Source organism: Agarivorans sp. D1326 (assembly GCF_056958115.1).
On the sequence record NZ_JBTWEN010000003.1, the window covers coordinates 148,621 to 175,192 of the forward strand.

At 44.8% G+C, this 26,572-nt stretch carries 22 protein-coding genes; 10 read left to right on the top strand and 12 right to left on the bottom strand.

From position 1 onward, the window contains the following. Window positions 1-11: 11 nt before the first annotated feature. On the top strand, window positions 12-932 hold the full coding sequence (locus ACYFDN_RS07295; RefSeq protein WP_483510592.1) for a permease: 921 nt from the start codon (window positions 12-14) through the stop codon (window positions 930-932). A 15-nt stretch (window positions 933-947) separates the two neighbouring features. On the opposite strand, the gene ACYFDN_RS07300 is transcribed toward ACYFDN_RS07295, so the two are convergent. The 7 genes from ACYFDN_RS07300 to ACYFDN_RS07330 form a co-directional block, all read right to left on the bottom strand. Beyond that, window positions 948-1,070, bottom strand: coding sequence for a helix-turn-helix transcriptional regulator (locus ACYFDN_RS07300; RefSeq protein ID WP_483510784.1), 123 nt, complete (start codon window positions 1,068-1,070; stop codon window positions 948-950). Window positions 1,071-1,110: 40 nt separating this feature from the next. Next, window positions 1,111-2,430 (bottom strand): ferredoxin reductase family protein, encoded by a 1,320-nt coding sequence (locus tag ACYFDN_RS07305; protein ID WP_483510593.1) that lies wholly within the window; start codon window positions 2,428-2,430, stop codon window positions 1,111-1,113. 166 nt (window positions 2,431-2,596) lie between these two features. Further along, window positions 2,597-3,595: a zinc-binding alcohol dehydrogenase family protein gene (locus tag ACYFDN_RS07310; protein WP_472590182.1), complete on the bottom strand. Its 999-nt coding sequence runs from the start codon at window positions 3,593-3,595 to the stop codon at window positions 2,597-2,599. Window positions 3,596-3,726: 131 nt separating this feature from the next. After that, window positions 3,727-4,938 carry a hypothetical protein gene (locus ACYFDN_RS07315; protein WP_483510594.1) on the bottom strand — a complete coding sequence of 404 codons (1,212 nt, stop codon included), beginning with the start codon at window positions 4,936-4,938 and terminating at the stop codon, window positions 3,727-3,729. A 25-nt stretch (window positions 4,939-4,963) separates the two neighbouring features. After that, on the bottom strand, window positions 4,964-7,282 hold the full coding sequence (locus ACYFDN_RS07320) for an EAL domain-containing protein (RefSeq protein WP_483510595.1): 2,319 nt from the start codon (window positions 7,280-7,282) through the stop codon (window positions 4,964-4,966). Window positions 7,283-7,297: 15 nt separating this feature from the next. Further along, on the bottom strand, window positions 7,298-7,957 hold the full coding sequence (locus ACYFDN_RS07325) for a cupredoxin domain-containing protein (RefSeq protein WP_483510596.1): 660 nt from the start codon (window positions 7,955-7,957) through the stop codon (window positions 7,298-7,300). A 227-nt stretch (window positions 7,958-8,184) separates the two neighbouring features. Further along, a complete protein-coding gene (locus ACYFDN_RS07330; protein ID WP_483510597.1) occupies window positions 8,185-8,592 on the bottom strand; it encodes a hypothetical protein in 408 nt (135 codons plus the stop codon). A gap of 196 nt (window positions 8,593-8,788) precedes the next feature. Here ACYFDN_RS07330 and ACYFDN_RS07335 point away from each other — a divergent pair, with 196 nt between their 5' ends. From ACYFDN_RS07335 to ACYFDN_RS07345, 3 genes are all read left to right on the top strand, one after another. Beyond that, a complete protein-coding gene (locus ACYFDN_RS07335; protein ID WP_483510598.1) occupies window positions 8,789-10,792 on the top strand; it encodes a metallophosphoesterase family protein in 2,004 nt (667 codons plus the stop codon). Between the two features lie 68 nt (window positions 10,793-10,860). Then, window positions 10,861-11,913 carry a ParB/Srx family N-terminal domain-containing protein gene (locus tag ACYFDN_RS07340; protein WP_483510599.1) on the top strand — a complete coding sequence of 351 codons (1,053 nt, stop codon included), beginning with the start codon at window positions 10,861-10,863 and terminating at the stop codon, window positions 11,911-11,913. A gap of 252 nt (window positions 11,914-12,165) precedes the next feature. Further along, window positions 12,166-12,702, top strand: a complete 537-nt coding sequence (locus tag ACYFDN_RS07345; protein WP_406609414.1) for a hypothetical protein — start codon at window positions 12,166-12,168, stop codon at window positions 12,700-12,702. Between the two features lie 42 nt (window positions 12,703-12,744). Here ACYFDN_RS07345 and ACYFDN_RS07350 read toward each other — a convergent pair whose 3' ends face one another. Further along, window positions 12,745-12,918, bottom strand: a complete 174-nt coding sequence (locus ACYFDN_RS07350; RefSeq protein ID WP_016400452.1) for a restriction endonuclease subunit S domain-containing protein — start codon at window positions 12,916-12,918, stop codon at window positions 12,745-12,747. A gap of 169 nt (window positions 12,919-13,087) precedes the next feature. Between ACYFDN_RS07350 and ACYFDN_RS07355 the strand changes: the two genes are divergently transcribed. Continuing rightward, entirely contained in the window at window positions 13,088-13,306 is a 219-nt protein-coding gene (locus tag ACYFDN_RS07355; protein ID WP_483510600.1) for a TIGR02450 family Trp-rich protein, read from the top strand. Between the two features lie 40 nt (window positions 13,307-13,346). Here ACYFDN_RS07355 and ACYFDN_RS07360 read toward each other — a convergent pair whose 3' ends face one another. From ACYFDN_RS07360 to ACYFDN_RS07370, 3 genes are all read right to left on the bottom strand, one after another. Then, on the bottom strand, window positions 13,347-13,625 hold the full coding sequence (locus ACYFDN_RS07360) for a peptidylprolyl isomerase (RefSeq protein WP_016400450.1): 279 nt from the start codon (window positions 13,623-13,625) through the stop codon (window positions 13,347-13,349). Window positions 13,626-13,767: 142 nt separating this feature from the next. Then, window positions 13,768-14,427 carry an NAD(P)H-dependent oxidoreductase gene (locus ACYFDN_RS07365; protein WP_472590193.1) on the bottom strand — a complete coding sequence of 220 codons (660 nt, stop codon included), beginning with the start codon at window positions 14,425-14,427 and terminating at the stop codon, window positions 13,768-13,770. A gap of 260 nt (window positions 14,428-14,687) precedes the next feature. Then, window positions 14,688-18,014: an alpha-amylase family glycosyl hydrolase gene (locus ACYFDN_RS07370; RefSeq protein ID WP_483510601.1), complete on the bottom strand. Its 3,327-nt coding sequence runs from the start codon at window positions 18,012-18,014 to the stop codon at window positions 14,688-14,690. Window positions 18,015-18,539: 525 nt separating this feature from the next. On the opposite strand from ACYFDN_RS07370, the gene ACYFDN_RS07375 reads away from it, so the two are divergent. Further along, entirely contained in the window at window positions 18,540-20,072 is a 1,533-nt protein-coding gene (locus ACYFDN_RS07375) for a methyl-accepting chemotaxis protein (RefSeq protein ID WP_483510602.1), read from the top strand. 3 nt (window positions 20,073-20,075) lie between these two features. Here the strand turns inward: ACYFDN_RS07375 and ACYFDN_RS07380 are convergent, their stop codons facing one another. Continuing rightward, window positions 20,076-20,360 (bottom strand): DUF1330 domain-containing protein, encoded by a 285-nt coding sequence (locus ACYFDN_RS07380; protein WP_483510603.1) that lies wholly within the window; start codon window positions 20,358-20,360, stop codon window positions 20,076-20,078. A 124-nt stretch (window positions 20,361-20,484) separates the two neighbouring features. On the opposite strand from ACYFDN_RS07380, the gene ACYFDN_RS07385 reads away from it, so the two are divergent. The 4 genes from ACYFDN_RS07385 (at window position 20,485) to ACYFDN_RS07400 (ending at window position 26,354) form a co-directional block, all read left to right on the top strand. Beyond that, a complete protein-coding gene (locus tag ACYFDN_RS07385) occupies window positions 20,485-22,404 on the top strand; it encodes an alkaline phosphatase D family protein (protein ID WP_483510604.1) in 1,920 nt (639 codons plus the stop codon). A 97-nt stretch (window positions 22,405-22,501) separates the two neighbouring features. Continuing rightward, window positions 22,502-24,607 carry an efflux RND transporter permease subunit gene (locus tag ACYFDN_RS07390; protein ID WP_483510605.1) on the top strand — a complete coding sequence of 702 codons (2,106 nt, stop codon included), beginning with the start codon at window positions 22,502-22,504 and terminating at the stop codon, window positions 24,605-24,607. Further along, window positions 24,604-25,314 carry a hypothetical protein gene (locus ACYFDN_RS07395; protein WP_483510606.1) on the top strand — a complete coding sequence of 237 codons (711 nt, stop codon included), beginning with the start codon at window positions 24,604-24,606 and terminating at the stop codon, window positions 25,312-25,314. The genes ACYFDN_RS07390 and ACYFDN_RS07395 overlap by 4 nt, the downstream gene beginning before the upstream one ends. Then, window positions 25,305-26,354, top strand: coding sequence for a 3-oxoacyl-ACP synthase III family protein (locus ACYFDN_RS07400; protein WP_483510607.1), 1,050 nt, complete (start codon window positions 25,305-25,307; stop codon window positions 26,352-26,354). Before ACYFDN_RS07395 ends, ACYFDN_RS07400 begins: the two co-directional genes overlap by 10 nt. Window positions 26,355-26,572 lie beyond the last annotated feature (218 nt).

The window sequence follows — 26,572 nt, forward strand, 5'->3', positions numbered from 1 at the left end:
GAATTAATTTAATGTTTAACATAAATAGTGAAATGGCTTGGCAGGCCTTAAATATGTTTGGCTTTCTAGCGGTAGAGTTAACCTTGTTGTTTTTAGCTATTAGCTACTTGGTTGGGGTATTGCAGCTGTATATACCGCCACAAAAAATCCAACGTATTTTGAGTGCTAAAAATGGTTCGGGTTATATCGTGGCGGGCTTTTTGGGAGCAATAACACCGTTTTGCTCTTGTTCAACCATTCCTTTTTTAAAGGGCTTATTACGCGCTAGAGCGGGATTTGGCACCATGATGGTATTCCTGTTTGCCAGCCCATTGCTTAACCCGATAATTATTGGTTTGTTTGCGGTAACTTTTGGCTGGAAAGTGAGTGTGTTTTACTTTGCCATTGCCATGGGGGTATCGGTAGTTGCTGGGTATTTGTTAGAGAAGCTAGGGTTTGAAAAGTACGTAAAAGCAGAGTCTTATCTTGAGCCAGAAGCCAAAAAATGTGGTTCTTCTTGTTCAGGCAAGCCCGCGGTAGAGCGCAACAAGTGGTTGAAAATTTGGGACAGTACTTGGCTGGATTTTAAAAAGGTATTGCCTTACTTAATTGGCGGTATTGCAGTTGGCTCGTTGATTTATGGCTTTATGCCAAGTGAGTTGATTGCCCAATTTGCTAGCAAAGATAACCCATTAGCGGTGCCTGTAGCGGCTGTTATTGGTATTCCTTTGTACATTCGTGCTGAAGCGGTAATTCCTTTAAGTGCCGCTTTAGCGGCAAAAGGCATGAGTTTAGGGGCGGTAATGGCGCTGATTATAGGCAGCGCTGGGGCAAGTTTGACCGAAGTGATATTGCTTAAATCCATCTTTAAAAATCAGATGATTGCAGCGTTCTTACTGGTAATTATTGGTATGGCCATTGGCGCAGGTTATTTATACAGCTTTTGGTTTTAAAGCAAATTAGCAAAGCTAGGGGTTGGGCTTTTTGGCCAAAACCCAAAGTGCCTTAGGGCTTACTCCTAGCTTGTCTTTAATCGCTCGGCTAAAGTTGGCTTGGTGTTTATAACCCAGTTGATGGGCTACTTCGGTAATGCTTAGCTAGCTTTCTGTAATCACGCTGTAAATTGTTGCCTTAGCGTAGTTCAAACAGTTCGCTGTGAAAATGCTTAAGTGGGTAGCCGAAGTGAGCCAGTTGTTGTTGTAAGTTACTAGAGAATGCAACGGGTCCACAAAACCAAATCTTACGTTGCATTAAGTCTTCAACTTCGTTTACCAATTGCTCTGCGCTTAATAAATCTTGGCGGCTGTTGTCGATAATTCTTAACTCCACCTGACTGCTCGAAGAGAGCTGCTGTAGCTCTTCAATTAACTTGGGTTCTAAGGTTTCACTGCAGTAATACAGGGTCGCCTTAGGCGGATTATTCATGGTTTGACGTTGTTGTAAAATGGCCGTGAAAGCCGCTATACCTATGCCTCCGGCAATCCATAATTGCGGTGCCGAATCATCAAAATCAAAATTACCGTAGGGGCCTTCTACTTTTAGCTCTTGGCCGATGTTAAGGCGGCTTTTTAGGTTGGCGGTAAAATCACCTAGCTCTTTTATCAGGAAGCGCACGTGACCAGTGCCGGTATTAGTTGATGCAATGGTAAAGGGGTGTGGTTCCTCACCCGGAAAACCAATAAACGCAAATTGCCCACTATTGTGACCATGCCAGTTGGGCACGCTTAGGCGTAAATCAACAACTTTATCTTGGGGTAGAAATCTAAAGTTAGCCACTGTGGCGGTGTGCTGCTTAGTTTTACCAATACGGCCAAACAAACTATATACCGCAGCAACACTGCCCACCCAAATTAACGCTAAACAGGCATACGTTATGGGGTAAGGCCAATAGCTATGTTTGATTAAAATCACTGAGTGAAAGGCAATGGCTAAAAATGCTAGCGACATGAGTTTGTGCGAGTAACGAAACCCTTTGTACCTAATCACCCCCACTAAAGCGACAATTGCTAGCACTACAAAGCTGTAAAAGGCTACTTCGCCTACTTGTTCAGCCAGTCCGCGTAAAGGGCGCACCAGCGCATATAGCGAATCGGAATTATTGGGACCAGTGCCTCTAACGGGTTTGTCTAGTATTCCCGCTCTTACAAGTTGCTTAGGAATAATCGCCAGTAGCCAATGCACCACTGCTACTAATACCGAGGCGATGCCGAGGTGTTTGTGCAAACGGTAGGATTTGTCTAAGCCCTTGGTCAGCCATTCGATAAAAGGTAAGCGTAAGGCCAAAAGCATGGTAATACTCATTAAGCCCACGGCTAACATGCCGCTGTACTGAATGAGCGCTGAACGCCATTGAAAGAAGTTATCTGAAGAAAACAGGTTGGGTTCTGCTTGTAGCCATAATCCGGTAATGGCGGCTAAGAGCAGCATTATAGTTGCAGTTGTTTTACGCATGATTCGGCCTTACTCATCCTTTGGTAACAAGTATAAAAAGGCCAGTCTTTAGTTAGGTAAAGCTAGGGTAAAGAAGTGTAAAGTCGTTGTTTGTATAGAAGTGATAAATGGAAAACAAGCTAGATGAAAAACCTAGGGTGTTCATCTAGCTTGGGTGTTGAATTGGCTAAAACCCTTCCAACACAATTTTTCCTTTAGCTTTTTGCGACTCGATAAAGGCGTGAGCTTGTTTGAGGTTGTCGGCATTTATTTGGCCAAAGTGTTCACCTAAGGTACTTTTAATCTTCCCTTGATCAATGAGCGTGGCCACTTCGCTGAGTAACTCATGCTGTTTAATCATGTCCTCGGTTTGGAACATCGAGCGGGTGTACATAAACTCCCAATGTAGCGAGATACTTTTTAGCTTGAGCAGTTTTACATCTAACTCAGCTGGGTCATCAATTAACCCAAACTTTCCTTGTGGCTTAATAACCTTAACAATCTCGGCCATATGTTCGTCGGTATTGTTTAAGCTCACCACGTAGTCGATGTTGTTTTGCTCGGCTAACTCTTCACTTAAAGGATTGCGGTGATTAATAATTTGGTCGGCCCCCAATTCTTTTAACCAAGCCTGGGTTTCGGGACGAGAGGCGGTGGCAATAACCTTAAGCTTGGTGAGCTGTTTTACCAGTTGAACCATGATTGAGCCTACGCCGCCAGCGGCACCAATGATTAAAATAGACTTTGGCTCAGTTTTGCTCACTTGCAAGCGGTCGAATAGCATTTCCCACGCGGTTAGTGCAGTGAGAGGCAAGGCGGCCGCATTTGCTGCTGGAATGCTAGTTGGCGCTAAGCTAACTATGCGCTCATCTACCAGCTGGTATTCTGCATTGCTGCCAGCGCGAGTTAAGTCACCGGCATACCAGACTTTGTCACCTACCTTGAAAAGCTGGGCTTGGTCGCCAACTTGCTCCACAGTGCCTACTGCATCCCAACCGATTACTTTCCATTGGCCTTGTTCGGCGGAGACATTGGCGCGAATTTTAGTATCAACAGGGTTTACAGAGATGGCTTCAACTTTTATTAATAAGTCTTTGCCACTGGCGTTAGGCTTTGGCAGCTCAATATCTTGCAGTGATAAGTCTTCACTAATTGCTAGCGCTTGTTGGTAGGCTACAGCTTTCATTGGTGGCTCCATTAGGGCGAAAATCCAGATAACTCAGTGTAGTAGAGTTTAGCTATAGGAAAAACACAGCTGCGATTAAATCACTTTCAATTTATTTTTGATAATCAGTGAGAAGTGCGTAGTTGCTCTGGCTAAATAGCACTAAAGAAATAACGGGCAGCTAACTGGAATAGTTGTTCGTTGGTGTCTGCTTCTAGCCCGTGCAAGGCGCGCTGCGGCCGTTGGCTGCTTAGCCATTGGTATTCGCCACCTATAAACCAGTTTTTGTTTAACCTATATTGGTAGGCGAAGGTAAGGCCTTTACCGCGCTCGTTATTGTCATCCAAGGGAGTGTTGTCGCGGTCGATGTTTTCAAAGGCTTCTGCCCGCAGGCTCACTCGGTGCTTCTTTTTAAAGTTGTGGGTGAGCATGGCAAAACCATTGGCAAAGTCCATCTTTACAGCATCTTGGCGATCGAGCGATTGCATCAAGGTTGAGCCGTTCATGTATTGCCACAATAGTTGCCACTGCTTGTTTATCCGCCATTTTCCACCTAAGTGAGCAAAGCGGGTTCGCCACGCGTAGTCGCCACCATCAATTAAGTAAGGTTTAGCCAGGTTATCGTAGTATCCCACTCTAAACAGGGCATGGCGTCTGATGCTCCAGTCCAAGTTAGTATGAAAGCCGGGGCGATGATCTATTTCTTTAAATGGGTTTGAACGGCGGGTTTGATCGGCTAATGCGGGTTGCAATGGTTCGGGGAACGGGCGAGTTCCCCCCCATAGGGTTTGTCTCGAGCTACTGGTCCAGCCGTGCCAAGCTAATAAGGCTCCAGCTGGGTCGTTGGCCACAAACAGCATGCCGCTTAGTGACAAGTTGTGTTGGGAGTTAGAGAATTTACCTAAGCGCTCTAGTTTGGCTTCGATGCCGGTGGTGCGAATTTCTTCTCCAACCCAAGTGTTAAGCGTGGAGGCGTTTAAAGTATAAGGCGTTGCCCAGGCGGTGGCGGTGTTTTCTAAGGAAATACTCGGATACATAATGCCCGCTCGGCCCGACCAGCGAAGGCCACTCTCTGAGGGTAGACCTTTATAACTAAAAAAAGCCTCAGTAAAGCCTAGCGCACTATCTTCATGATCGAGCCAGCCATTTAAAACCAGTTTGCCAGAGAAGCCGTTATCCCAGTGAGCGCTTAAATCTAAGCCTGCTTGAGCAACAGAAAGTTGGCTTCCATCAGAGTAGCCAAATTTACCATGGCCACCTTTTACATAGCTGTCACTACTATCTACATGGCTAGCGCGTAAATCGAGGATCCCTCTGGCGCTATATTCCGCAGCCTTGGTGGTGTTTAGCGTAGCTGTTAGCATCAAACAGATGCTGAAAATAATTCCCTTATTCGGCAAACTCGATGCTCTCCTGAGCGAGTAATTCATACAATTCTTTAGCGGGTTTTGGGCGACTAATAAAGTAGCCTTGAGCTAAATTGCACTTGGCTTTTTCCAGCCAACGCAAGCTCTCGATATCTTCAATACCCTCTGCTACTACACTTAAGCCCATGTTGTGCGCTAGCTCAATGGTCGACTTCACAATAATGGCATCGTCGGCATCAATGGCGAGCTTTTGTACAAAAGATTTATCAATTTTGAGCTCATGCACCGGTAGGCGTTTTAACTGAGCAAGGGACGAGTAACCGGTGCCGTAGTCATCAATAGACAATTTAAAGCCACGTTTTTTAAAACGAGCCAGCAAGGCTATCGCCGTTTCAGGGTCGTCAACTAACGCGCTCTCTGTGACTTCTAACGTGAAGGATTCCGCTGCTAGTTGTTTGTTTTCGATATTCTGGCAAATGAAGCTATAAAAGCTATCGTCTTTTAGGTTTTCGCCAGAGATGTTTATCGCTATGTTGACGTCGACACCTTTAACTTTCCAAGCCAAGCTTTGCGATAAGGCTTCTAGAAAGACCCAGCGAGTGAGCGGGTTAATTTGCCCAGTATGTTCAGCAATTTCGATAAATGCATCGGGTGGAACCATGCCTAACTCTGGGTGTTGCCAACGTACTAAGGCTTCTACATGGGTGATTCTGTTAGCGGCAAAGCTAAACTTTGGCTGGTAGTGCAGGGTGAGCTGGTTATTTTGAATGGCCTTTTTAAGATCGTTAATTAGGCTTAAACGTTCAACGGTATTGGTATCGGCACTTGGGTCGTAGATGTAACAATGGCTGCGCGCTTCTCGACAGTGATTTAAGGCCGCATCTGCTTTTTGTAGTAACTCCTGCGGGTTTTGGCCATGCTCTGGAAATAAGGCTACACCCACATGCGTTTGCAGCTGTAGATGCATATCTTGAAAATTACAGCCTTCGTGCATTTGCATACTAATAAGCTGCAAATGTTGTTGTACGTTGTCTCGGGTTACATTTGGCAGTAATACAATAAATTCGTCGGCACCGATGTGGCACAGGTAGTGTTCACTTTTTAGTGCGCTTAGGCGTTTGCCCGCTTCTTTAATCAGCTGGTCGCCAGCTTGGTGGCCTAAGGTATCGTTCACTTGTTTTAGGCGACAAATGTTTAAGTGGAACATAGCAAAGGACTGTTTGCTGTCTGCTGTAAGTTGAGTAAGTTTATTGGCCAGCCAGTTGCGATTGGGTAACTCGGTAAGAGGATCGTGGTTTAAGCGATGGTTAATGGCCTGTTCACGACTGAGCACCTGTTCTTGCATGTTATTAAATTCGCTGGCTAGTTGGCCAAGCTCGGTTCTGTCGTTTATCGATACCGGTGTTTGATAATCACCAGCGGCTAGCCGCTTAGCTTGTTTCACCAGCAGTTTAATTGGCCGGGTAATGTCATCAGCAATCAGGTAAGCCGCTATCATCGAACAGAACAGCGTGAGTGCCGTTAGCAGTAAAATTTGCACCCAACTTTGCTGAATCACTGCCACTAGGTTGTCTCTAGAGCTATGCAGCACGACATAAAAAGCACCTTCACCCGCTACGCTAAATTGTTGGTGCAGAGCAATCACATCACTGTCGGTTTGGCTTAGTAAGGCTTTAGCGCTAGCAACATTGGCATCGGGATTACTTGAGCCCAACAAAGACCATGTTTGCTGTTGCTCTAGGATAAAGTCGGTTTGCAAGCCGGTTTGGCTTAAAAAGCTTTCTGCCAAGGAGGGGCCAATTTCGTAACCAAAACCGACCCAACCAATAATCGCTGGACCACTTTTTATCGCTGAAAGGTGTAGTTGGTAAAGTTGGTTGCCAATAGCGTAATAAGGAGGCAGTTGGTTTTGTTGTAAGGCCGGCATAAAGGCAAAAGTTTGGCCTTGTTGTTCACCTCTTACTACTTTAGGGTTTTGATTTGCTTGTTGGCTATTTACCAATTGCAGTTCAATCATGCCTGAAGGCGTAACTACCATGGAGAGGTCTGCATTGATGCGCTTACCATGATTGTGCAGGGCAATCGCTACGCTGCGTTTGTCTTCACCAAATACACTTTTTAATCCGTAATCGTTGGTGACGGTTTCGGCAAAGCTGCTTAGGTAAAATCCTCGGCGATTAAACTCACTTTGAAATAGAGCGTTAGCTTTGCTTAGCTGCGAGTCGATGGCTAATTTTTCTTTCAGCCTTAAGGAGTCATAGGTAGACCAAAATGAGATCGCTTGAAGCAGTAACAATAGCGATACTATCAGCAGTAGTATTTTGGTCTTTATGCTTTTCATCGGCGCTCCTGCCAATTAGTACTCTGAGAGAAAATCAAAATCATCCGGATTTTGCTGTTCTAGTTCTTCATCTTCTAAAGCGTTGGGCAAGCTAAGTGCTAGCTTACCATCGTTATTAATGTTTAGCTTTTGGCTAAGTTGCTGGTTAGCTGTTTTAAGCTCTGGATGCCACACAACCAGTTGGTAGTCTCCCGCTGGCACATCAGTAAATTTAACCATTCCTTGGGCATCGGTTTTGTTAAACAAAGGCGTATCAACCAATAACAAATATGCGCCCATCCAATCATGGATATTACAGCCCATAGGTACCACGCCGCTGTGGTCGAAGTCATGTTTGCGGTGGGTCTCCCCCGACTTGATTTGAAATGAAAACTTATTATCACCGGCAGCAGAATAGATGTGGTGAGTAATGTTGTCGTCATTATTAAAATCGACTTGGCTGCCACGTTGCGCAACGCTGATATAGGGAACAAAGGCTTTATCTCGTTGGCCAATAACCACTGTTTGCTGGTTTATCTGCTTGAGTTGATGGCCTTGTGGCTCCAGATAAACCACCACATTGGCAGCGGGGCTGCCGTCGGGCTGACTGAGACTTAGCTGATAGCTAAAACTTGAATTGGCAAGGCTCGAAAAGCTGAGAACTATTAGAGTTAGGCTAGTGACTATGTTTCTCATCGGCATCCTTTCGCCACATTACTGGTGGCTGATGAAATCTGTTGGTGGTTTGGTTCTAGTATTTAGACCTTAGCACTTAGTCAAATATTACAGCCTATTTGGCTTGGGCATAACTGAGTTATTTAAGTGTAAGCACTTGGCAATTAATTGAGGAGCAGAAATTGCGCTAAATGCGGCATAGCTAGAAAAAGCCTAAAGCAAATTAGTACCTTAGGCAGGCTGTTAGCTTAATCGTTGTTGCTTAATGCATGTAAGGCTGCGGCCCGGCGAGTTTCATGTTCATTCATAAAGTAGCAGCGGTGGGTATAAGCAGAGGTTAGGGCTTTATGCTTATCTAAGTCTGGATAACGTTGGTCGTAACGCTCACTAAAGTTTAAGTATTGACGATGGTTTAACTGCCTTACAGAGTTGGCTAGCTCACTAGGTACTTGATATTCGGCCACTAAAGCTTGGTAATCTTGTTGATGTACCGCCACCCGTGCGTGGTTTTTTAAGTGTTTTGCGGCTGCCATGCATGCTGCTGCTTCGTTAAGTTCAAACATCATTTCTGCAGCTTGAGGTGGTAGCTCTTTGGCTTGGACGGTAAGTGCTAGGCCTGCGCTAAAAGTAACTAAAAGTAATTGGCGAAAGGTCATGTAATTAGCCTTTAACAAGAGGTTTTAATAACAATAAGGCAGCGTTATAGAGGTCAATTATTAAATAAATATTACGGCTAGCACTTAATTTTAGTAATTGCTTTAATTAATAAAAATGAAATCTTAATGTCATATTTTGAATTCAGTATCCTCCGCCAAATCAACTAGACAACTGGCGATATGGGGACATTATCTAATGCCAAATTCAACTAAATCAGTGTTTCGCGCTACTTTGTGCGCTGCGGCAGTGAGCGTACTACTTAGTGCTTGTAACAGTGATAGTAATAATGACCAAGATACTTCAAGCCCAATTGTACCGGCACCGCTGTCTATTGGTCTGCTACCTGATACCCAAGGCAATGGTTGGGAAGTTGCGCAACACCCCATGGAAGCAGTGTTAGCTAAGCACCAAGCACATGGCGTTGATTTGGTTATTCCGGTAGGTGATTTAACCAATCACGGTTCAACCAAAGAATGGGCAGAGTGGCGAGAGGTTGCTGAGAAGTACCGTGAAGCTGGCATGGAGTTTTTGCCAGTAATGGGCAATCACGAAACCAGCTGGGCTTACACGGTAGAATGGATTGAAAACATGCGTCACTACATTCCTGAAGACGCTGTTCACATGCCTAGTGCCGAGTGGCTTAACTATTACATTATTCGTGAAAACGTATTGGTAATTGGCCTTGCATATTACAACCTACCGATTGCCTTTGGTTGGATTAAAGATGTAGTTGCAGAGCATGAAGGTGAGTTTGAACATGTAGTCATTGCTAGCCATGACGGCTTAATTGGCGCTAAGTATGGGCAAACTCGTGAGCAAATTGTACAGGGCACTAAAGATGACAATCGCCTGTTTGATATTCATAAAGAGATCCGAGAGTTATTTGCCGAAAAAGATGTAATTTGGGTGCAAGGACACGAGCACATGTATCAGCGCTCGCAAGTGCATGCACGGGTATTAGGTTCTAATGATCCTGGTGGGCGCAATGCCGAACCGTTGGCATCTACCCCTAGTGGTGGTAATTACCGTATGCCATCTTATACCCAAATTGTCAGTGGCAATGCTTCTTACAAGGGTTATGAATACCGTTATGGCGAACGCGAGCTGATTCAAGATGTGATTCAACACAAAATGGATAGCATGAGCAATGGCTCGGAGCATTACGATGCCAACGCCGCAATGTTACATTTTGATGGTTCTAGAGTCGATTACCGCGCTTATTCGGCGCCTCATACCATTAAGGCCAACAGTGATGGCCCTAAAGAATTGCTTGAGCCTAATTGGACCTTAATGGACAGCTTTAGCCGCAGCTCTAATCGTTGTGAGTCATTGATCTATCCAAACTCGATACCCGATGATCAGCGCCCAACTCTTAACCATATTGTTGAATACAAAACCGCTTCCTGTGTGGCTGATGACCAAAGTACGGCCAAGCTGTTAGGCGGCACAAACAATACCTTTAACCGGGTAGACACCACCGAACGAACCATGGGGTATACGGCAGGCTTTAACCGTGCCGAAAGCATGAACGACATGATGCGTTTAAGCTACCAGTTCTTATTTACCAAACATTCTTCTTGGGATGTAAATTTAAATGGTAATAACCGAGTAGTGCCTAATTACGATTCAATTCAACCTGATGAGTCTGGCGCAGAAACTGGCCATGTAGTGCTACCTGCCACCACCATCGACATGAAAAAACACCTCACTTTGAGTTGGATGCCGAAAGAGGCCGCTACAGTTTCTGACGTGTTGCTAGTGAGTGGTACCCAAGTGCATGGTGGGGTTTATCAAAATGCCTACGGCGGTGAAGTTGATATTCGCACCATAGCCGGCCAGCCCGGCTCGCAACCCGATGGAACGGCTAAGCAACCAGTGGTCGATTTACCAAGTTATGCAACTCAGGCTTGGGATGTAGAACAGATCATTGCTGATCCATATGGCATTGAGTTCACCACCGAGAACTTGGCACAGGCAGAGAACTTAAACCTTGCTTGGAAAGCCGACGGTGAATGGCAAGCGGTAGCGGCATCTGAGTGTGTGCTCGATTTGCCATGGGATGAAGACTACTTAACTAACCCTCCGGCACGTATTACCAGCTGTAGTGACCAACCCCTAGTTGGCTACGACAGCCAATATGGTGGACGCTGGTGGATGATTGCGCAGCAAGATGTAGAGCTAGCCTTAATCAATAAATAAGCATTAGCCACGGGGCGCCAATGGCGTGGCTCCGTGGATTAATTCAACAGTTTTAATGAGGAAGTGTAGTGATTTTTAAAGCTTTAAAAAGAGTTAAAACCTCGGCTCTGGGGCTGTGTATTTCCGCTGGCCTAATAGGGTTTTCTGCCCAAGCAGAAAATATTGATTACTTAAGTGCAATAAACAGTGACCTTAATGCTAGCCCTTTAACCTTTGCTAAGGGTGAGCTTCGTTGGGCAAAGGTTGGAGATTTACGCCCAACCCAAGCTTTGATTGGTTATGACCAAGTAAATTATAAACTTGGCCGCTACCAAGCTGAGCCCAAAAAGATGTATGAAGAAATTTGTGAGTCTTACGGTGCTGGTGAAAAAAAGGTTAAGTGGAGCGAGCAGTCTTCTCCATTAAAGCCGGGAAGCTTTAACTGCCCCTTGGCAATTGGTAGCGAAGCTGCAGAGATGAAAACCGCCATTGTAGGACCCGATGGTCACTTATATTTAACCGATGGCCACCATACCTTCTCGACTTTTATCGATATGGAGAATGGTGGGGCACAAATGCCGGTGCTGATTAAAATTCAAGAAAATTGGTCAGCGAGCGAGAGTGATTCCATCGAGCAAGCTATGTCGCTGTTTTGGCAGCGCTTGGCACAAACTAACAATAGTTGGCAGTTTACCGCCACTGGCGAAGCTATTTCTTATTTAAACATGCCGACTACACTCGGGCAGGATTCTTTAGCCAACCAAGCTTTTAGAGCTCTAGTTTATTTCGCGCGTGATATTAGCTGGGTGAAAAAGCAGGCCGAAGCGATTAACTTTCTAGAGTTTCATTGGGGTTATGAGCTAGCTAAAAGCATCTCTGTAGATGAACAGCGCTTATTTGAGCAGGCATACTATTTAAGCAAAATAGAAGAAGTTGCTAAGCAAATGCTAGCGTATGCCCCAGAACAAGCTATTGCCAGTAGCGGCAGAACCGCTAAACAGCTAGGGCAAAAGGCGGCCTGGGACAATAACAGTGATAAAACGCTACAGCAGCTGGTTTGCGGCTCGAAAAAAGGCCGCTTAGGTAAGTTAGGTTTTGCCTTAAGTTATAAGCAACCGGGTGTAAGTTTGGAATGCAATTAAGCTTTAACAAGGTGAGCTAAGTCCTTAGTTCCTCATAGGTCCAAGCAAAGGCATAATTAATGCTATTAACAAAAATCCAGCAACGCCCATGTTGCTGGATTTTTTAGTTTTATCATATGGTTTGATTTGTCAATAGCTGGTTCACAAACTCAATATTATTTTGTATGCATATGTTTTTTATATGATTTAATGCGCCTGCAAGTTTGCTAATAAAAATCCAATAAAGGATTAGTTGTACAGCTAAGGGAAGAGATGAAAAAAATAAGTTTTTTGGCTTTATTGTCTTGCGTAGCAATAAATCCTCTACAAGCAGAAGAACAAAGCGCAGTAGAGCAACAGCATTACCTTTGGTTAGAGCCCGGGTTTTCATTAGGACGACCTGGCAGTAGTGTGGCTGCAGATCTTTACTATAGTCATTCTAATTACACTATTTCTTTAGGAGTGTTGGGCGGTAATGATGAAGGCTGTCAATTAATATGTGAACGAAAAGATGGTGGAGAAAATTACAGTTCTACTCGATTAATGATTGGTAAGTTTTTTTATCCAGGCAAGTATGAGTTTTTAGTCGAAACGGGACTAGCTAAACTCTCAGTGTCTACCGACCATTACGATGGTGAAAATTGGAAAACCTTAGAAAGTGATAGCTATGGCATTCCTGTTCGAATTTCCAAGTACTTTAACAGTAGGTATATTGGATTTGCACTAACCGCCGAGACTGTGGTTACCCCGGATAATTGGATCGCTTCCTTTGGTTTTAGAGTTCCATTTGGCAAATTACGCCATTGGTAAGTAAATAATAAAGGTAGAGCAATGCTCTACCTTAGATGTGTTTTATTCAGGCTTGCGCTTACCTGTCATAAATTCTTCTAGAATTTCTGGGGTCAATTCACCGGCTTCTTCTAGGCGCTTTAGCTCCGCTACAATAAGCTTTTGCTCTTCCATTGATGGAACTGGAAGTTCAGGCTCTTTTTCGATGCCTTCTGGAATGTTTAAATTATCTAACATGGTGGCTCTCACGATAAAACTTAGTTGGACTAAGTATATCAGCAAATGAGGCTTTAGTTGCAGTGCTTGAAAACTGAAAAGTCACCCCTTGATGATCTAAATCATCACCTGCCTAGTAAGCATTAATATTGGATTGGAGCCGGAGATGTAAGGAATGGTGGGACCGAGTATGAAAAATCAAATAAATCCGAAACGCTTACTGAATAGTAAATGGACTAAACAAGCGGTAGTGAACAAGCAAAAACACTTTATTGTGACAGAGCTAGAGTTTGATGACTTACAAACGGTGCAGCGCTGCGTGATTCAAGCGGTTTACAACCAGCAAGATTTTGAGATTGATTGGCGAGAGTTAAAAGATCGCAGCCATTGGCAGCAAGGTTGGAAGTAATAAAGTTAGGCACTAACTTACAGTGCCTAACTAGCGCACATTAACTACGGCTAGTGACTTCTAGCAAGTGATAACCAAACTGCGTTTTCACAGGGCCATGCACAGTATTTAGCGCTTCATTAAACACCACTGTATCAAACTCTGGCACCATATCGCCTTTATTAAACTCACCTAACTCGCCGCCATTTGCGCCAGATGGGCAGTTAGAATGCTGCTTGGCGATATCGGTAAATGCGGCTCCGCCTTCAATTTGTGCTTTTAGATCTAAACATTGTTGCTCGGTATCTACCAGAATGTGGCGTGCGCTTGCTCTTGGCATGAGATGTCCTCTAAATGTGTCGCTATTGATGGCTAAACAGCATTTACTATAAATACTGTTTAGCTTGAGAGGGCAAATGTAGTGGTAAAGCTTAGTGTCTGTCAAATTGGGGAAGCACGCTTTGTGCTTCCCCAGCCAAACATTATAAAACGGTAATTACATCTTGTTCTGGCAGGCGTGCCTTTGGTAAGCCGTAGTTGTAGTCTTCGCCGTCTAGGTGGTAGCCCAGCGCTAAGGCAAAGTGGCAAACATGGCCATCAAGCTCTTGCTCGAATATCTCGCCAATTAGCGCCGAGTCCACGCCCTCCATTGGGGTTGAAGCTATGCCTAAACGCGCCAAAACATGCAAGGTGTTGCCTAACGCAATGTAAGTTTGTGCCTTGGTCCAATTGCCGTTAAAGCCGGTTTCATCAGTATTGGCTTCGGCAAAGCTGAATCCTCCATTAAGCATGGCATCATACATGTCGGCGGGCAAGTGACCAGAGCTTACTTCTACGTCTACAACTTTACGGTAATCATCTTTGGTGAAGTTGGGATTGTGAGCAAACAAAATGATATGAGACGCTTCTTTTGCATGTGGTTGATTAAACTGATGCATGTTGGCAAAACTATCGTGGAAGCGCTGCTTAGCAGCGTCGCTTTCTATAACAATAAACTTCCAAGGCTGAGAGTTAATTGAAGAAGCCGATAAACGAATGGCTTCTTTAATTACCGTCATGTCTTCGGCTGAAATACGCTTTGATGCATCATATTTTTTAGCGGTGTAGCGGCTATTTAAATCGTTAATAATTGGGTGAGACATGGGGTTAGTCCTCGCTAAGCTTGTTTAGATAGGCGCATCTTACGAGGATCTGATTTGAAGAAACAGTGGCGAACTCTCCAATTATTATGGTCATTTTTGTCCATAATGATGTTGATTTGGTAAAGCAGTTAATTTTTTATGGAAACGTATTGAGTGCTTTTAAGAGGCTAGCTTTGATTGATGAGCATATTATACCCAGCCGCAGAAACAAAAAGGCCGCTCAATTGCTTGAGCGGCAAAGGATATAAAAGGCTATTGGATTACATTGCTTCGATTAAGATCAGCCCTTCGCTGCCCGCATCAAAGCTAACAGTGCCATTACTTACGGTGGCAATAGAGCCAGTGTAAGCGTTGCGCACGCTGCTGCCGTTGTCGAAGTAGCCAGCAACATTTACAGACACTGTGCCTGAGCCATCTACCACTACAACAACATTGTTGCTTTCACCCGATACTGGGTTAGTCCAAGTACGTGCAAAAGCTTTGCCGTTAGACTGACTAACAGCAATGTGTTGGCCGGCACCTACTGCTGGGTTGTCACGACGGAATTGACCCACTTTTTGCCAGTGTTGGTGAACGCTGTTACCCGCTTTGTTCCAATCAATACTTGAACGGCTGCCTTGGTCGGCATCTGAGCCACCATCGCCATTTACTCGGCCAAGTTCATCACCGTAGAACACTTGCACACCACCAGGTAGTAGCAACAATGCAGTACCCGCACGTTTCTGGCGGTTGTCGTCGCCGTTGTAGAACACCGCGCCAGTATCGTGGCTAGAGATGTAGCTTAGTGAGTTCCAATCGCTAGAGCTGTTAACTTGACTAGCGTAGTTTGCAAACTCACTTAGCATGGTGTCGGTGCTAGAAATCATGCCATTAACTGTGTTTTTGAAACTAAAGTTAATCACAGAATCGAAGCCACCATCGGTATGGTAGTTAGACTGGTTAAAGCCATGGCCAAATACTTCAGCAGTTGCCCAAAACTCATCGTTCCAATCTGCACCCGGTGCATCTGGGTTGTTAGCACGCCACTCGCTTAATGCAGCTTTTGACTCGCTGATTAAGTAAGCCCAGTGGTCGTTAGTTACGTGTTTAGCGGTATCTACACGGAAACCATCAATACCGTAGTCACGTACATATTGCACTAACCACTCAGTAATCCAATCGCGAACACGCTTAGTACCTTGGGCTTGGTAGTTACTTAGGTAGCCTTGACCAAAGGTAGATTTGTTGGCTAAGAACGGAGGAATACCCACTTGTTGAGTTGACTCGGTTTTAAAGTCTGGCAAGAAGGCTAAACACTTCGTTAAGTCGTCACCGCCACAACCGTCGTAGCCAGGTAAACCTACACGTATCCAATCTTTACCCCACCAGTTCAACCATAGGTTCTCATCGCCATCGTAGTTGATGAAATCATGGTAGCCGAACCAGTTTTGACCATTGCTTGGTGTCCAATTTGGACCGGCAGTATCAGAGCCGTAGTTAAACTCATCCATGTCTTTTAGGGTGTTGTAACCTGCGTGGTTCATTACCACATCCATAACAACACGAATGCCTTGGCTATGCGCTTTATCTACAAAGGCTTTAAACTCTGCAGGTGTTCCCATATTGGCATCAAGGTTGGTGTAATCTTGCACGTAGTAACCGTGGTAAGCGTAGTGAGCAAAGTCTCCGTCGCTGCCGCCGCCTACAAAGCCATGAGCTTGTTCGTAAGGTGCAGTTAACCAAATGGCGTTAATACCAAGATCGGTGAAGTAGCCTTCATCCAATTTAGCGGTTAAGCCGGCAATATCACCACCATGGAAAGTACCAATGTTTTTGCCTGTGGCATCAACACTTGGGCGACCATAAGAGTTGTTATTGCTTGAGTTACCATCGTTAAAACGGTCGGTAATAACGAAGTAAACGTTGGCGTTGTCCCATGTGAAATCAGATGCTGTAGGCTGCTCAACTTTAGTAATAGTGAAACATTTGTTAGCGTTGCTGTTAGCGTTCTCTGCATATAAACATAGTTGTAGAGACTCACCAATGGCTAAGTTGCTGCCTACCGAAATGGTTTCGCCATCACTATACGCAATACCGTTTACCGGATCGCTACCATCGGTAGTGTATAAACCACCGGTAACATCATCACCAGTAGCACCTAAGGTAATGCTTACTTCGTTAGTCCAGAAAGTGCTTACTGCAGGATCTATGCTTACGTTGGCATCATTGCTTGGTAAGTCACAGGTATCTGTCCAACTCTGAGTGCTAATGGTGTAACAGCCATCTTTATCGCGGAATAGATCTTCCGTTTGGCTATTGCCTTGGTTGCTAAAGATTAGTTTGCTTGAATCGCTGTTCTCAAACTTAAACTCATGCCAGTTTTCACCTAGAGCAGTCATTGCATCACCAGGCCAGCCAGTATCTGGCTCAGAACCAGCTGGAAGTGCATCCCAGTGGTGAATAGACGGCGTCCATTCTGCTGGCGTGTTTAGATAAACGGTAAAGCCAGTTTCAGGCGCTGCAATCTTGTTGTAGGTATAAGTTTGACTAACCGAACCTTGAGCATTGGCTACAAATACTTGTAACTCAAGGGATTCACCCACAGCCAGCTCGCCACCAATATTGATGATGTCGCCATTGTTAAAGCTTACACCTTGGGTGCCACCAGTAGTGCTTAGTTGGTAGGTGCTATCAGTAACGTTTTCACCTTTGTAGCTTAATGTTACCGCTAGTGTGTCGGTGCTAAAATCGCTGCTGTTAGGGCTTACCGTTAACTCAGGCTTAGTTTCAATAATCACTACGTCAGCGGTGATGGCTTTGCTTGAAGCATCAAAACTGATGTTGTAGTTAGTATTGTCATCTACTTGGAAATCTTGGTTAGGGTAGTTTTCACCCCAGCTACCGTTATCTGAACAAGCGGCAACTTTAAAGCGTGCTGGGCTTTCTTCTCCCGTAAAGGCTTGAGTCAGTGTGTATAAGCCGCTGGCCGCGTCGCGTACCATTGCTGTTTGGCCCCAACCATTTGGCGTGCCGCGGAAACACCATACCGGCGGCTCTTCGCCTGCAACGGTAATGTCTACACTGGCGGTATTGCTCACTGCACCTTGGTTGTCGGTTACTTGTAAGGTAACGGTGTCGCTCTGGGTAAAGGTAACACTAATTGTTTCAGTGGTTTCACCAGTGCTCCACGAGTAGCTAGCAATGCTTCCATCGCTGTCGCTAGAGCCACTGGCCGAGAAGGTGATGCTAGTGCCAGCATCTACAGTTTGCGCATTTGCTGGTGAGATAACAGCAGTTGGCGCTTGGTTACTATCACAGTTTGCTACCGATACTACGTCGATATTTTTGCTGTCGCTGTAAAAAGTAATCTGGTGGCTACCGGCCGATACGCGGTAGTCTTGGTTAGGGTAGGCTTCTTGCCAATTGCCCCAACGGTCAATTTTAAAACGTGGGTCGTTATTGCCAAAGGTTTGGCAGGTTTGAAATTCTGTACTAGATACCTGATCCATGGCGGTGGTTTGCCAGCCATTTGGCGTGCCACGGAACTCCCATTCTGCTTGAGCAGAAAGGGAGGCCGTTAACAAACCAAGGAGTACTACCTTGTTCATGTCATTTCCTTATTCGAGTTTATATTGTGATAGCCATAGGCATATCAAGCTGTTAGCCAATGTTAAATGACTCTTATTGGTCATTTGTTGCGCGACCATAACGCCGCTCGAATAAAAAATAGTCTTTAAAGTGAATAAATTGAGGTATTCATCAAGTAAATATCTTAGTTTTGTGATTGAAAAGGATTTCATTTTGGCTGTTTCTTCAATCGATCGCTTATATTCCGCTGATTAATCAGAGTTTTTACTTAAACCAGATAAGCAACCATAAAGTGGTAGTTATACAATATTTTTTAACTTTGTTTGATTATTGGCCACTTTACTCGAAGACAGCAGTCTTGTTTGGCTTTAGCGGCTTGTTCGGCAATTTTTCTAAAGATTTTTGTGGTTTTTAAGTTATTGAATGCAAATGTCTAATTGATCTATATGTTACTTAAAGGTGAGTTAATGCTGGCTTTTTAGCGCTAGGATTAAGTAATACAGCTATTATTTATATTATCTATAGTTAATTTTGGTAATAGTGCTATGGCAACACTTAATCAAGAAGTTACTTTTGATAAATCGCTGCAACTGGTCTCAACAACTGACCTTCAAGGTGATATCACTTATGCAAACGAGGCCTTTTGTGAGGTGGCCGGTTACTCATATGAAGAGTTGTTGGGGCAACACCACAATATTGTTCGCCACCCAGATATGCCCAAGGCCGCTTTTGCCGATTTATGGAAGAAGCTTAAAGCGGGTGAAGCGTGGCGAGGCATGGTAAAGAACCGCTGCAAAGACGGTCGCTATTATTGGGTAGATGCTTACGTTACGCCGCTCTATGAGGAAGGCCAGCATATTGGTTACCAATCGGTGAGAGTGTCGCCAAATTCAGAACACAAACAGCGAGCAGAGATGATTTACCATAAGCTAAATAATGGTAAACATATTGAACCACTATGGAGTGGCAGGGTAACAAGGGTATGGGCGTCTGCCATTATTTTGCTGATGGGCTTACTTTGGGTGTCTATGAATATAGACAGTCGTTATGCTTTGCTAGAATTGCTGTTTGTGGCCAGTTTATTTTTTCTTAATTTTAATGAGTTAGTCACAACGCCATGGAAGCTCAATAAGCTTAAGCAGTCGTTTGATAGCCCTAGCCGTTATATCTATGAAGGCACCGAACTGTTCGATGTCGCTCGTTTCCATATTGGTTTATTGGAAGCAAGAATTAAAACCATACTTGGTCGCACGGCAGATTCAACCAAGCGTTTACAGATCCTTTCCAAAGAGCTCGCTACCATTTCTATCACCACCAGTAAGGCTGTCGATATTGAAACTGTAGAATTAGAGCAGTTATCTGCGGCCATTCATCAAATGTCGATGACCGCGTCAGAGATCAGTAATTCCACGGTAACCGCTACTGATAAAGTGGGTGAAACTCAAAAACACTGCGAGCAAACTCAAATCAATATGAGTGAAACGCGTCAGCAGGTAGAAACCTTGTCTGAGGATGTAAAACAAGCGGCAAACTTAGCCAAAGAGCTAACCGATGATGCCGATGGTATTGCTAAGGTGATGGAAGAAATCCAAGGCATTGCTTATCAAACTAACCTGCTAGCTTTAAATGCAGCCATTGAAGCGGCAAGAGCGGGGGAGAAGGGCAGAGGTTTTTCGGTGGTTGCCGATGAGGTAAGGGCGCTCTCTAATCGCACCCATCAAGCCACAAGTTTAATCGAGCAATCGGTGGATAAAATGCAAAATAGCTTAGCATCTTGGGAAGACAGAATGACGCAGAGTAGTGGCCAAGCTGAGCAGTGCTTGCTAACCGCAAGTCGTAGTTCAGAATTGGTGGCTGACATTTCTAACATGATGAATGAGGTGCATGACGTTTCTGCCACTATATCTGTGGCTGCCGAGCAACAGTCTGTGGTGAGTGCCAATATTTCGGAAAATGTAGCTAAAATCAGCCAACTCAGTCAAGAAACCAAACATCATGCGAGTGAACTTAAAAGCAGTAGTAGCGAGCTTGCTAAAAAGTCTAATGACATAGCTTCACTGTCGGATATGTTTGCCTAAACCTTAGTTGCTGTAACTACTAATATGTACCTCTGCGGCTCTATCGCGCAGAGGTACAAGCGATTGATAAGTAGGCGAATGGTACCAACTCTCTAGTTGTTCAACACTGTCAAATTCGATCACCACGCTTTGCTCAAATTGGCTAGAACCCACCAGTTGCTTATGCCATTGACCGCGTAGCAATACCTTGGCTTTATAAGGAGTTAACGACTCGCCCACAGCCTTAACATATTGTTGCCAAAGAGTAGGGTCTTTAATGTTAACTTGTCCCAACAAATACGCTGCCATAATGCCTCAAAACTTGTTTTCCTTGTTGGTTTTAAAGCTAGCCTTAATATGCTCACTTGGAAACCAATAAAATATCTAAATAAAGCGTAATGGTCTTTTCTCTAAGCGCTTGTATACTTTTGATATGAGTGAAGAAAATTTAGCACTGGTATTAGCCGGCCCAATCTTAAGACAAATCAGCACTACTAAGCTGAGCATGTGGATTGCCACCTCGCAAGCTGTAGAACTACAACTTACCTTGCAAGCGAAGGGCAAGCCGCCACAGTTGTTTGATCATCAGCAAATCATGCAAACTAGCCAATGCATTTGTGCTGGTGAGCATCTTTATTATTACTTAATAGATCTAGAGCTTAAATCGGCTTTGCCCGTCGATACTTGGGTTAGCTACGATTTAGGTCTTATTAAAGCTGGTGAATCGGAGCCTTTAACGTGGCGAGATTGGGCACCTGAATTGGTGTATCCACCGCACAATTTACCAGGCTTTGTGGTTCCTAATAAGGTAAAGCAAATGCTACATGGCTCATGCCGTAAACCGCACTTTGCTAGTGGCGATGGTTTGGTAAGAGCAGATGCTTGGCTAGCGGAACAAGGGTTAGATAACTGGCCAAGTTTGCTAATGCTAAGTGGCGATCAAGTATATGCCGACGACGTTGCTACTCCCATGCTAGTCGCTATTCACCAGTTAGTTGCCCGTTTAGGTTTGGCGAATGAGCCTTTTCAAGACAGTAAACTAGCCGCTAGTGAACAGCTTCATGCTCAAGGGCATTATTTGTCTCGCCAAGAGCTATTGCCTAAAGAGGGAGTAGAACTGGCAGCCAATAAAGCCTTATTTAGCGCGGTAAAGAAACCTATTTTCACCTCTGATCATGCTAACAATCATTTAATCTCTTTAGCCGAAATGCTTGCCATGTACTTGTTAGTGTGGTCACCCAGCGCTTGGTCGAAACTGGATATGAGCCCGCCAGACTCATTAGGTTTGGAGCAACTGGACGAGTTTGTTAAGCAGCGCGAAACCCTTGAAGGCTTTGTTGCAGGTTTAGCTAAAGTGCAGCGCTTAATGGCGCATTTGCCTTGCGCAATGATGTTTGATGACCATGATGTCACCGACGATTGGAATTTAACCGCAGCTTGGGAGCAAAGTGCCTACGGTCATCCGTTTTCTAAACGTATTATTGGCAACGCTTTAGCGGCCTACTTTCTGTGCCAAGGCTGGGGCAATGCACCAGACAACTTTTCAGCGAAGTTGATGGGCGAACTACAAGCGAGCTTGTTGGCTCCTGGTGGTCAGCAACACATAGCGCTGATCGATACACTACTTAGCTACCCCCAGTGGCATTACCATTGGGATACCGAACCTAAGTTACTGGTGTTGGATACTAGAACTCACCGCTGGCGCTCGGAGCGTAACCTTAATTCACCGTCGGGTTTGATGGATTGGGAAGCCCTTACCGATTTACAGCAGCAATTGATTGGGCTAGATGCCGTTATATTAGTTTCCCCTGCTCCGATGTTTGGGGTAAAGCTTATTGAAGTGATTCAGCGCCTATTTACCTTGGCAGGAAAACCACTGCTGGTAGATGCAGAAAACTGGATGGCGCATCCAGGTTCGGCAAACGCGTTATTAAACTTATTTCGTCACCCGAAAACGCCACAGCACTTTGTGATTTTGTCTGGTGATGTGCATTACTCTTTTGCTTATCAAATTCAACTGCGTGGCAGAGAAGGGGGGCCCGATATTTGGCAAATCACTAGCAGCGGCATAAAAAACCAATTTCCCGAAGGCTTGCTTAATACCTTAGATCGGATTAATCGCTGGCTATATTCACCTCGCTCACCACTTAACTGGTTTACTCGTCGAAGACGAATGCGCATTGTGCCTCATCGACCAGAAAATGCTGCACGTGGTGAGCGCTTACTTAATGCTTCCGGCATTGGTTTGCTTAAGCTAAATAGCGATGGCTCTCCTAAGGCTGTGCTGCAATTAACGGCCAAAGGAGAGGCGATAGCGTTTGAAATGTCTGAGCAAGACGCGCGCTGGGAATAGATTTTTTTGTAACTGATTCATTTTTATTGAAAATAAATTGCGTGTTGCTTGGTCTAGTTAAAAAGGCAGTATTTTTTTAGTTAATAAAAGGCGGACTATGCAACAAACCAAGGCCTCAATGTTTATCCTAAGCATGCAACATGCTTGGGTGAAATTTGGCTGGCTGTTGCTGCTAATCGTTGCCTTAATGGGCTTACCCAAACTCAACTTGCAACCCAGCATTCAAGCCTATTTCTCTAAGAATGATCCAGAGCTTATTGCTCTAAGTAAATTTGAACAGCAGTTTGGTGCTGTTGCTAATCTTCAAGTTTTGCTCATCGGCTCTCAAAGCTGGACCAGCCCAAATCAACTCGCTTTACTTCAGAGTATTAGTCAGCAGTTACTGCTGCTTAAGGGAGTCGAAGCTGTTAGCCCAACTACCGATCTAGCCTTGCAATCGGCCTTACCTCCCACACTAGTAAAACAGCTAGTTAGCGAAGATGGCTTAAGTGTATTGCTTAGCTTAAATGTAGCGCCAAATATTGCGGAACAGGCGAAGCTTGTACCAGAGCTTTTCTCGCAGCTTGATACTGTGCTGCAAGAGTTTGCAGCTGAAGGGATCTCTTATCAATACGCTGGAGAGCTAGCGCTAAGTCAGCAATATCTTAAAGTATTGAAGCATGATTTGAGCTGGTTTGCTCCTGCGCTGATCATCAGTTTTACCTTGCTATTTACTTTGGTTATTCGCAATCTGCGGTGGTTAGCTGCCATGGCCAGCTGCGCCCTATTTAGCTTGCTGCTTACTTTGGGGCTAAGTGGTTGGTTGGGTTTAAAATTGGCGGCAATTAGTGCTTTTATTCCCTTGGTGATCATTAGTCTCATCATGGCCTATTGCAGCCATTTATATTTTGCATGGCGAGAACAGTTAGTAGAGAGCAATGATAGCTATCAGGCTATATTGGGCGCTTTAGAGCACAAGTTCTCGCCTTTGCTTTGGGGAGCGTTAACCACCGCTGCAGGTTTCTTATTATTGAATCTAAGCCCTTCACCACCGATTGCTGATTTTGGCTTAATGGTGGCATTTTCAGTGTTAGTTAATGGCTTGGCCTGTTGCTCCCTGCTGCCTTGGTGGCTAAAAGGCATTACATGTTCAGAAAATATAAACACAAAACATCCCGCTAAATTCGTTAACTTTTCTCTTTTGCTTAAGTATCGACGCGTTATTTTGCTGGCCGCACTTGTTGTGAGCTTAGTGGCGGGGGGGGCGGTAAGTCAGCTGCGCTTTGATGATGACCCCTTGAACTACTTTAAAGCCGAGAACGCCTTCTCTTTGAGCCGAGATAAACTGCAGCAACAGTTTTTAGGTTTACATAGTGTGCGTTATCAGCTCAGCGAACAAAGCGATGATCCATTGGCTCGCTCAGAGCCATTAAGCCGATTGCAAGGCTACTTAAATCAGCAAGCTGAAGTTCGCCAAGTAAATAGCAAACATGATTGGTTAGATTGGTTTGCGCAAGACCCAACAGCAATTATGAGTATGTCTACGGTGCAGCAAAGTGGGCTTGATCTAGCTAAACAGGCAGAGTTACTCACGGTATGGTTACAGCCTTTAAGCAATCGCCAGCTTATTGAATTTGAGCAGCGTGTTGCACAGTGGGCGGCGGCTGAGCAAATCCAATTATCACCGGCTTATAGCAGCAACCTCATTTTTGCTAAGTTTAACCAAGCTAATGGCCAAGCAATGTTGCTGTCTTTTAGCTTGGCGTTTTTGTTAGTGGCCTTGGTGGTACTAGTGTTAAAACGCAGTGGATATCTAATGGTGCTAGCACTGCTGGCTAACGCCATTCCGCTATTATGGGTATTTGCTCTATGGCAACTTTTTGGCCAACACTTAAGCTTAGGCAGTGCGGTGGTAATGGGCATGATGCTAGGCATAATTGTAGATGATAGTTTGCACATATTGCTTAAGGTTGATCCGGTTCGTGGTGGTGCCCAACTGCAGCAAGGTATGGCTAGCATTACTCCCGCTTTATTGCTCACTTCTGGGGCGCTAACGGTTGGTTTCGCCCTAGCTTATCTATCTGATTTTTTGCCTATTCAGCAAATGGGTTTGCTCTCAGCGCTTACTCTGTTATTAGCCTTGTTGGTGGACTTATTGATACTGCCTTTGTGTTTACCTCATGCTAAAAGCCGTTTGTCAGCAGAGTTAGGGGAGCAGCCATGAAACGACATGCTATGGGCAACTGTTTTGCCACCAAGCTAGCGACTCCGAGCTTAAACTTGCAGCACCCTATTGCCAGTTGGAGCAAGCAATATGCAGGCTCACCATTAGAGTTTTCTTCAGCACATACCGAGGCACTCGCGATACTTATGCCGCTATTATTGTGTGGCGAACAATCAGCCCAGTTGGTGTTTCAGCAGCAAGCATTGCAATTTAGCCAGCAACAATGTGCCGATTCAGTATTAGCGTTAAATGAAGTAGAAGCCGATGAAGCGTGGCATGATGAAGCGCTACAAACGGTATTTTCTCAACTGCCAGAGCTTGCAGAACAGCATAAGGTTCGCCGTACCGCCCAGCGATTTTATGCTGGCTTAGGCCGCAGCTTAAGTTTACAGCAGCAGTTTGTGAGAATTGCCAGTTTAGATGCCTGTGTAACCCAGCTCATGAAGTTGATTGAGCGCGGCAGCATTGGCAGTCGTCATCCTTTTTCGCTGCTGTGTGGCTTAATTAAAAAAGACGAAGCCAAGCATGTGTATGTGAGCAAGCACTTTGCTCAGCATCTTGGGGCAAGTGTGAGTGACATGGCAGAAGAGCGTTTGTGGGTGCTTGGTGCATTAATGCAGCTGCTCAAACAGCAAGCCGATCAGTTTGAAATTATAGGCGTTGATTTGGATAAGTTAGAAAAAAGATTGGAGCTAAAATGGCAGTAAAATTTGCAAGCCATTCATTAAACCTATTGGCTGCTAACTGGTTTGTGCCACATCAGCCAGTCGCTAATGAACAGTTGTTGGGCTACATGGCAGAGCAATGTGGTTGGCGCATGGCACGTAAAGCCAAAATTATTGCCAAACGTTTAGGGGTGGAGCGGCGGTTTTTAAGCCGCAGTTTTGCCCAGCCTCGCAGTCAAGCTTCGCCAACTGGCGTGGATATGGCAAAGCAGGTGCTACAACAGTGCTTGCAGCAGGCGGATTTGCAGGTTGAGCAACTAGGGTATTTATTAAGCCATACCTGTACGCCGCACACCCAAGTTCCGCCCAATGCAGCATGGTTGGCCGATGGGTTGGCATACCACGGCGCTTATGCCGAACTTCGCCAAGCCTGTACTGGTTTTGCCAATGGTTTGCAGCTAGCTAGTGCGTTATGTGCTGCAGACCAAGCGCCAGTGGCTATTGTGGGCAGTGAAACTGGCTCGGTATATTTCGATTTAGATAAGCAATTTGTCGACCAGCAACAGTTAGTGAATTTTGTGCAAATGGGGGATGGTTGTGGTGGAGTTATTGTTGGCCCCGCTTGCAAGCCTGAGCGATTAATCAAAGATATTTACCTAGGGCAAATTGGTCATAACAAAGCCCCTGGCTTTTACTTAGATGCAGGGGCCAATACTGTTGGTGAGGGCAATATGGCGCGTTTTCATCACAATATTACTCAGGTGAAGGAAACTGGCTCACAGTTATTTGAATTAGGCTTAGAGGCAGTGCTGTCGCGGGGTTATCAACTCAGTGATTTTCGTTATATCTTGCCGCATCAAGCCAATGGCCATATCGATAAACTACTTAGCAAAGCACTTAACTACCCGCAACAGCAAATTATTAATGATGCAAAACTATTTGGTAATCTTGGGTCAGCAGCCATTTGGTTAAGCTTTGCTCGCTTACTTGATAATTGCCCCTTAGAGCCTGGAGACCAAGTATTGGTGTTAGGAGCAGAAGCGACAAAATACCTTTATGGTGGTTTTGTTTATCAGCATTAGAGTTTTATTTGGCTGATTTTTTCTGTGAGTTAACGCGGTACTTGTTGGTTTATTTTGCGAGTAACTATCTCACTGTTTCATTCAGTTTCACTCTCTTTTGAAGTACTTCAATTTTTGCCAATTTAACTCAGGCTGAAAGCTGGATTGCGCCTCACTAAGAGTAATATTAAGCATTGTGAAAGTGAATTGATTTCAAGGTATTTGAGGGTGGGCAAAGT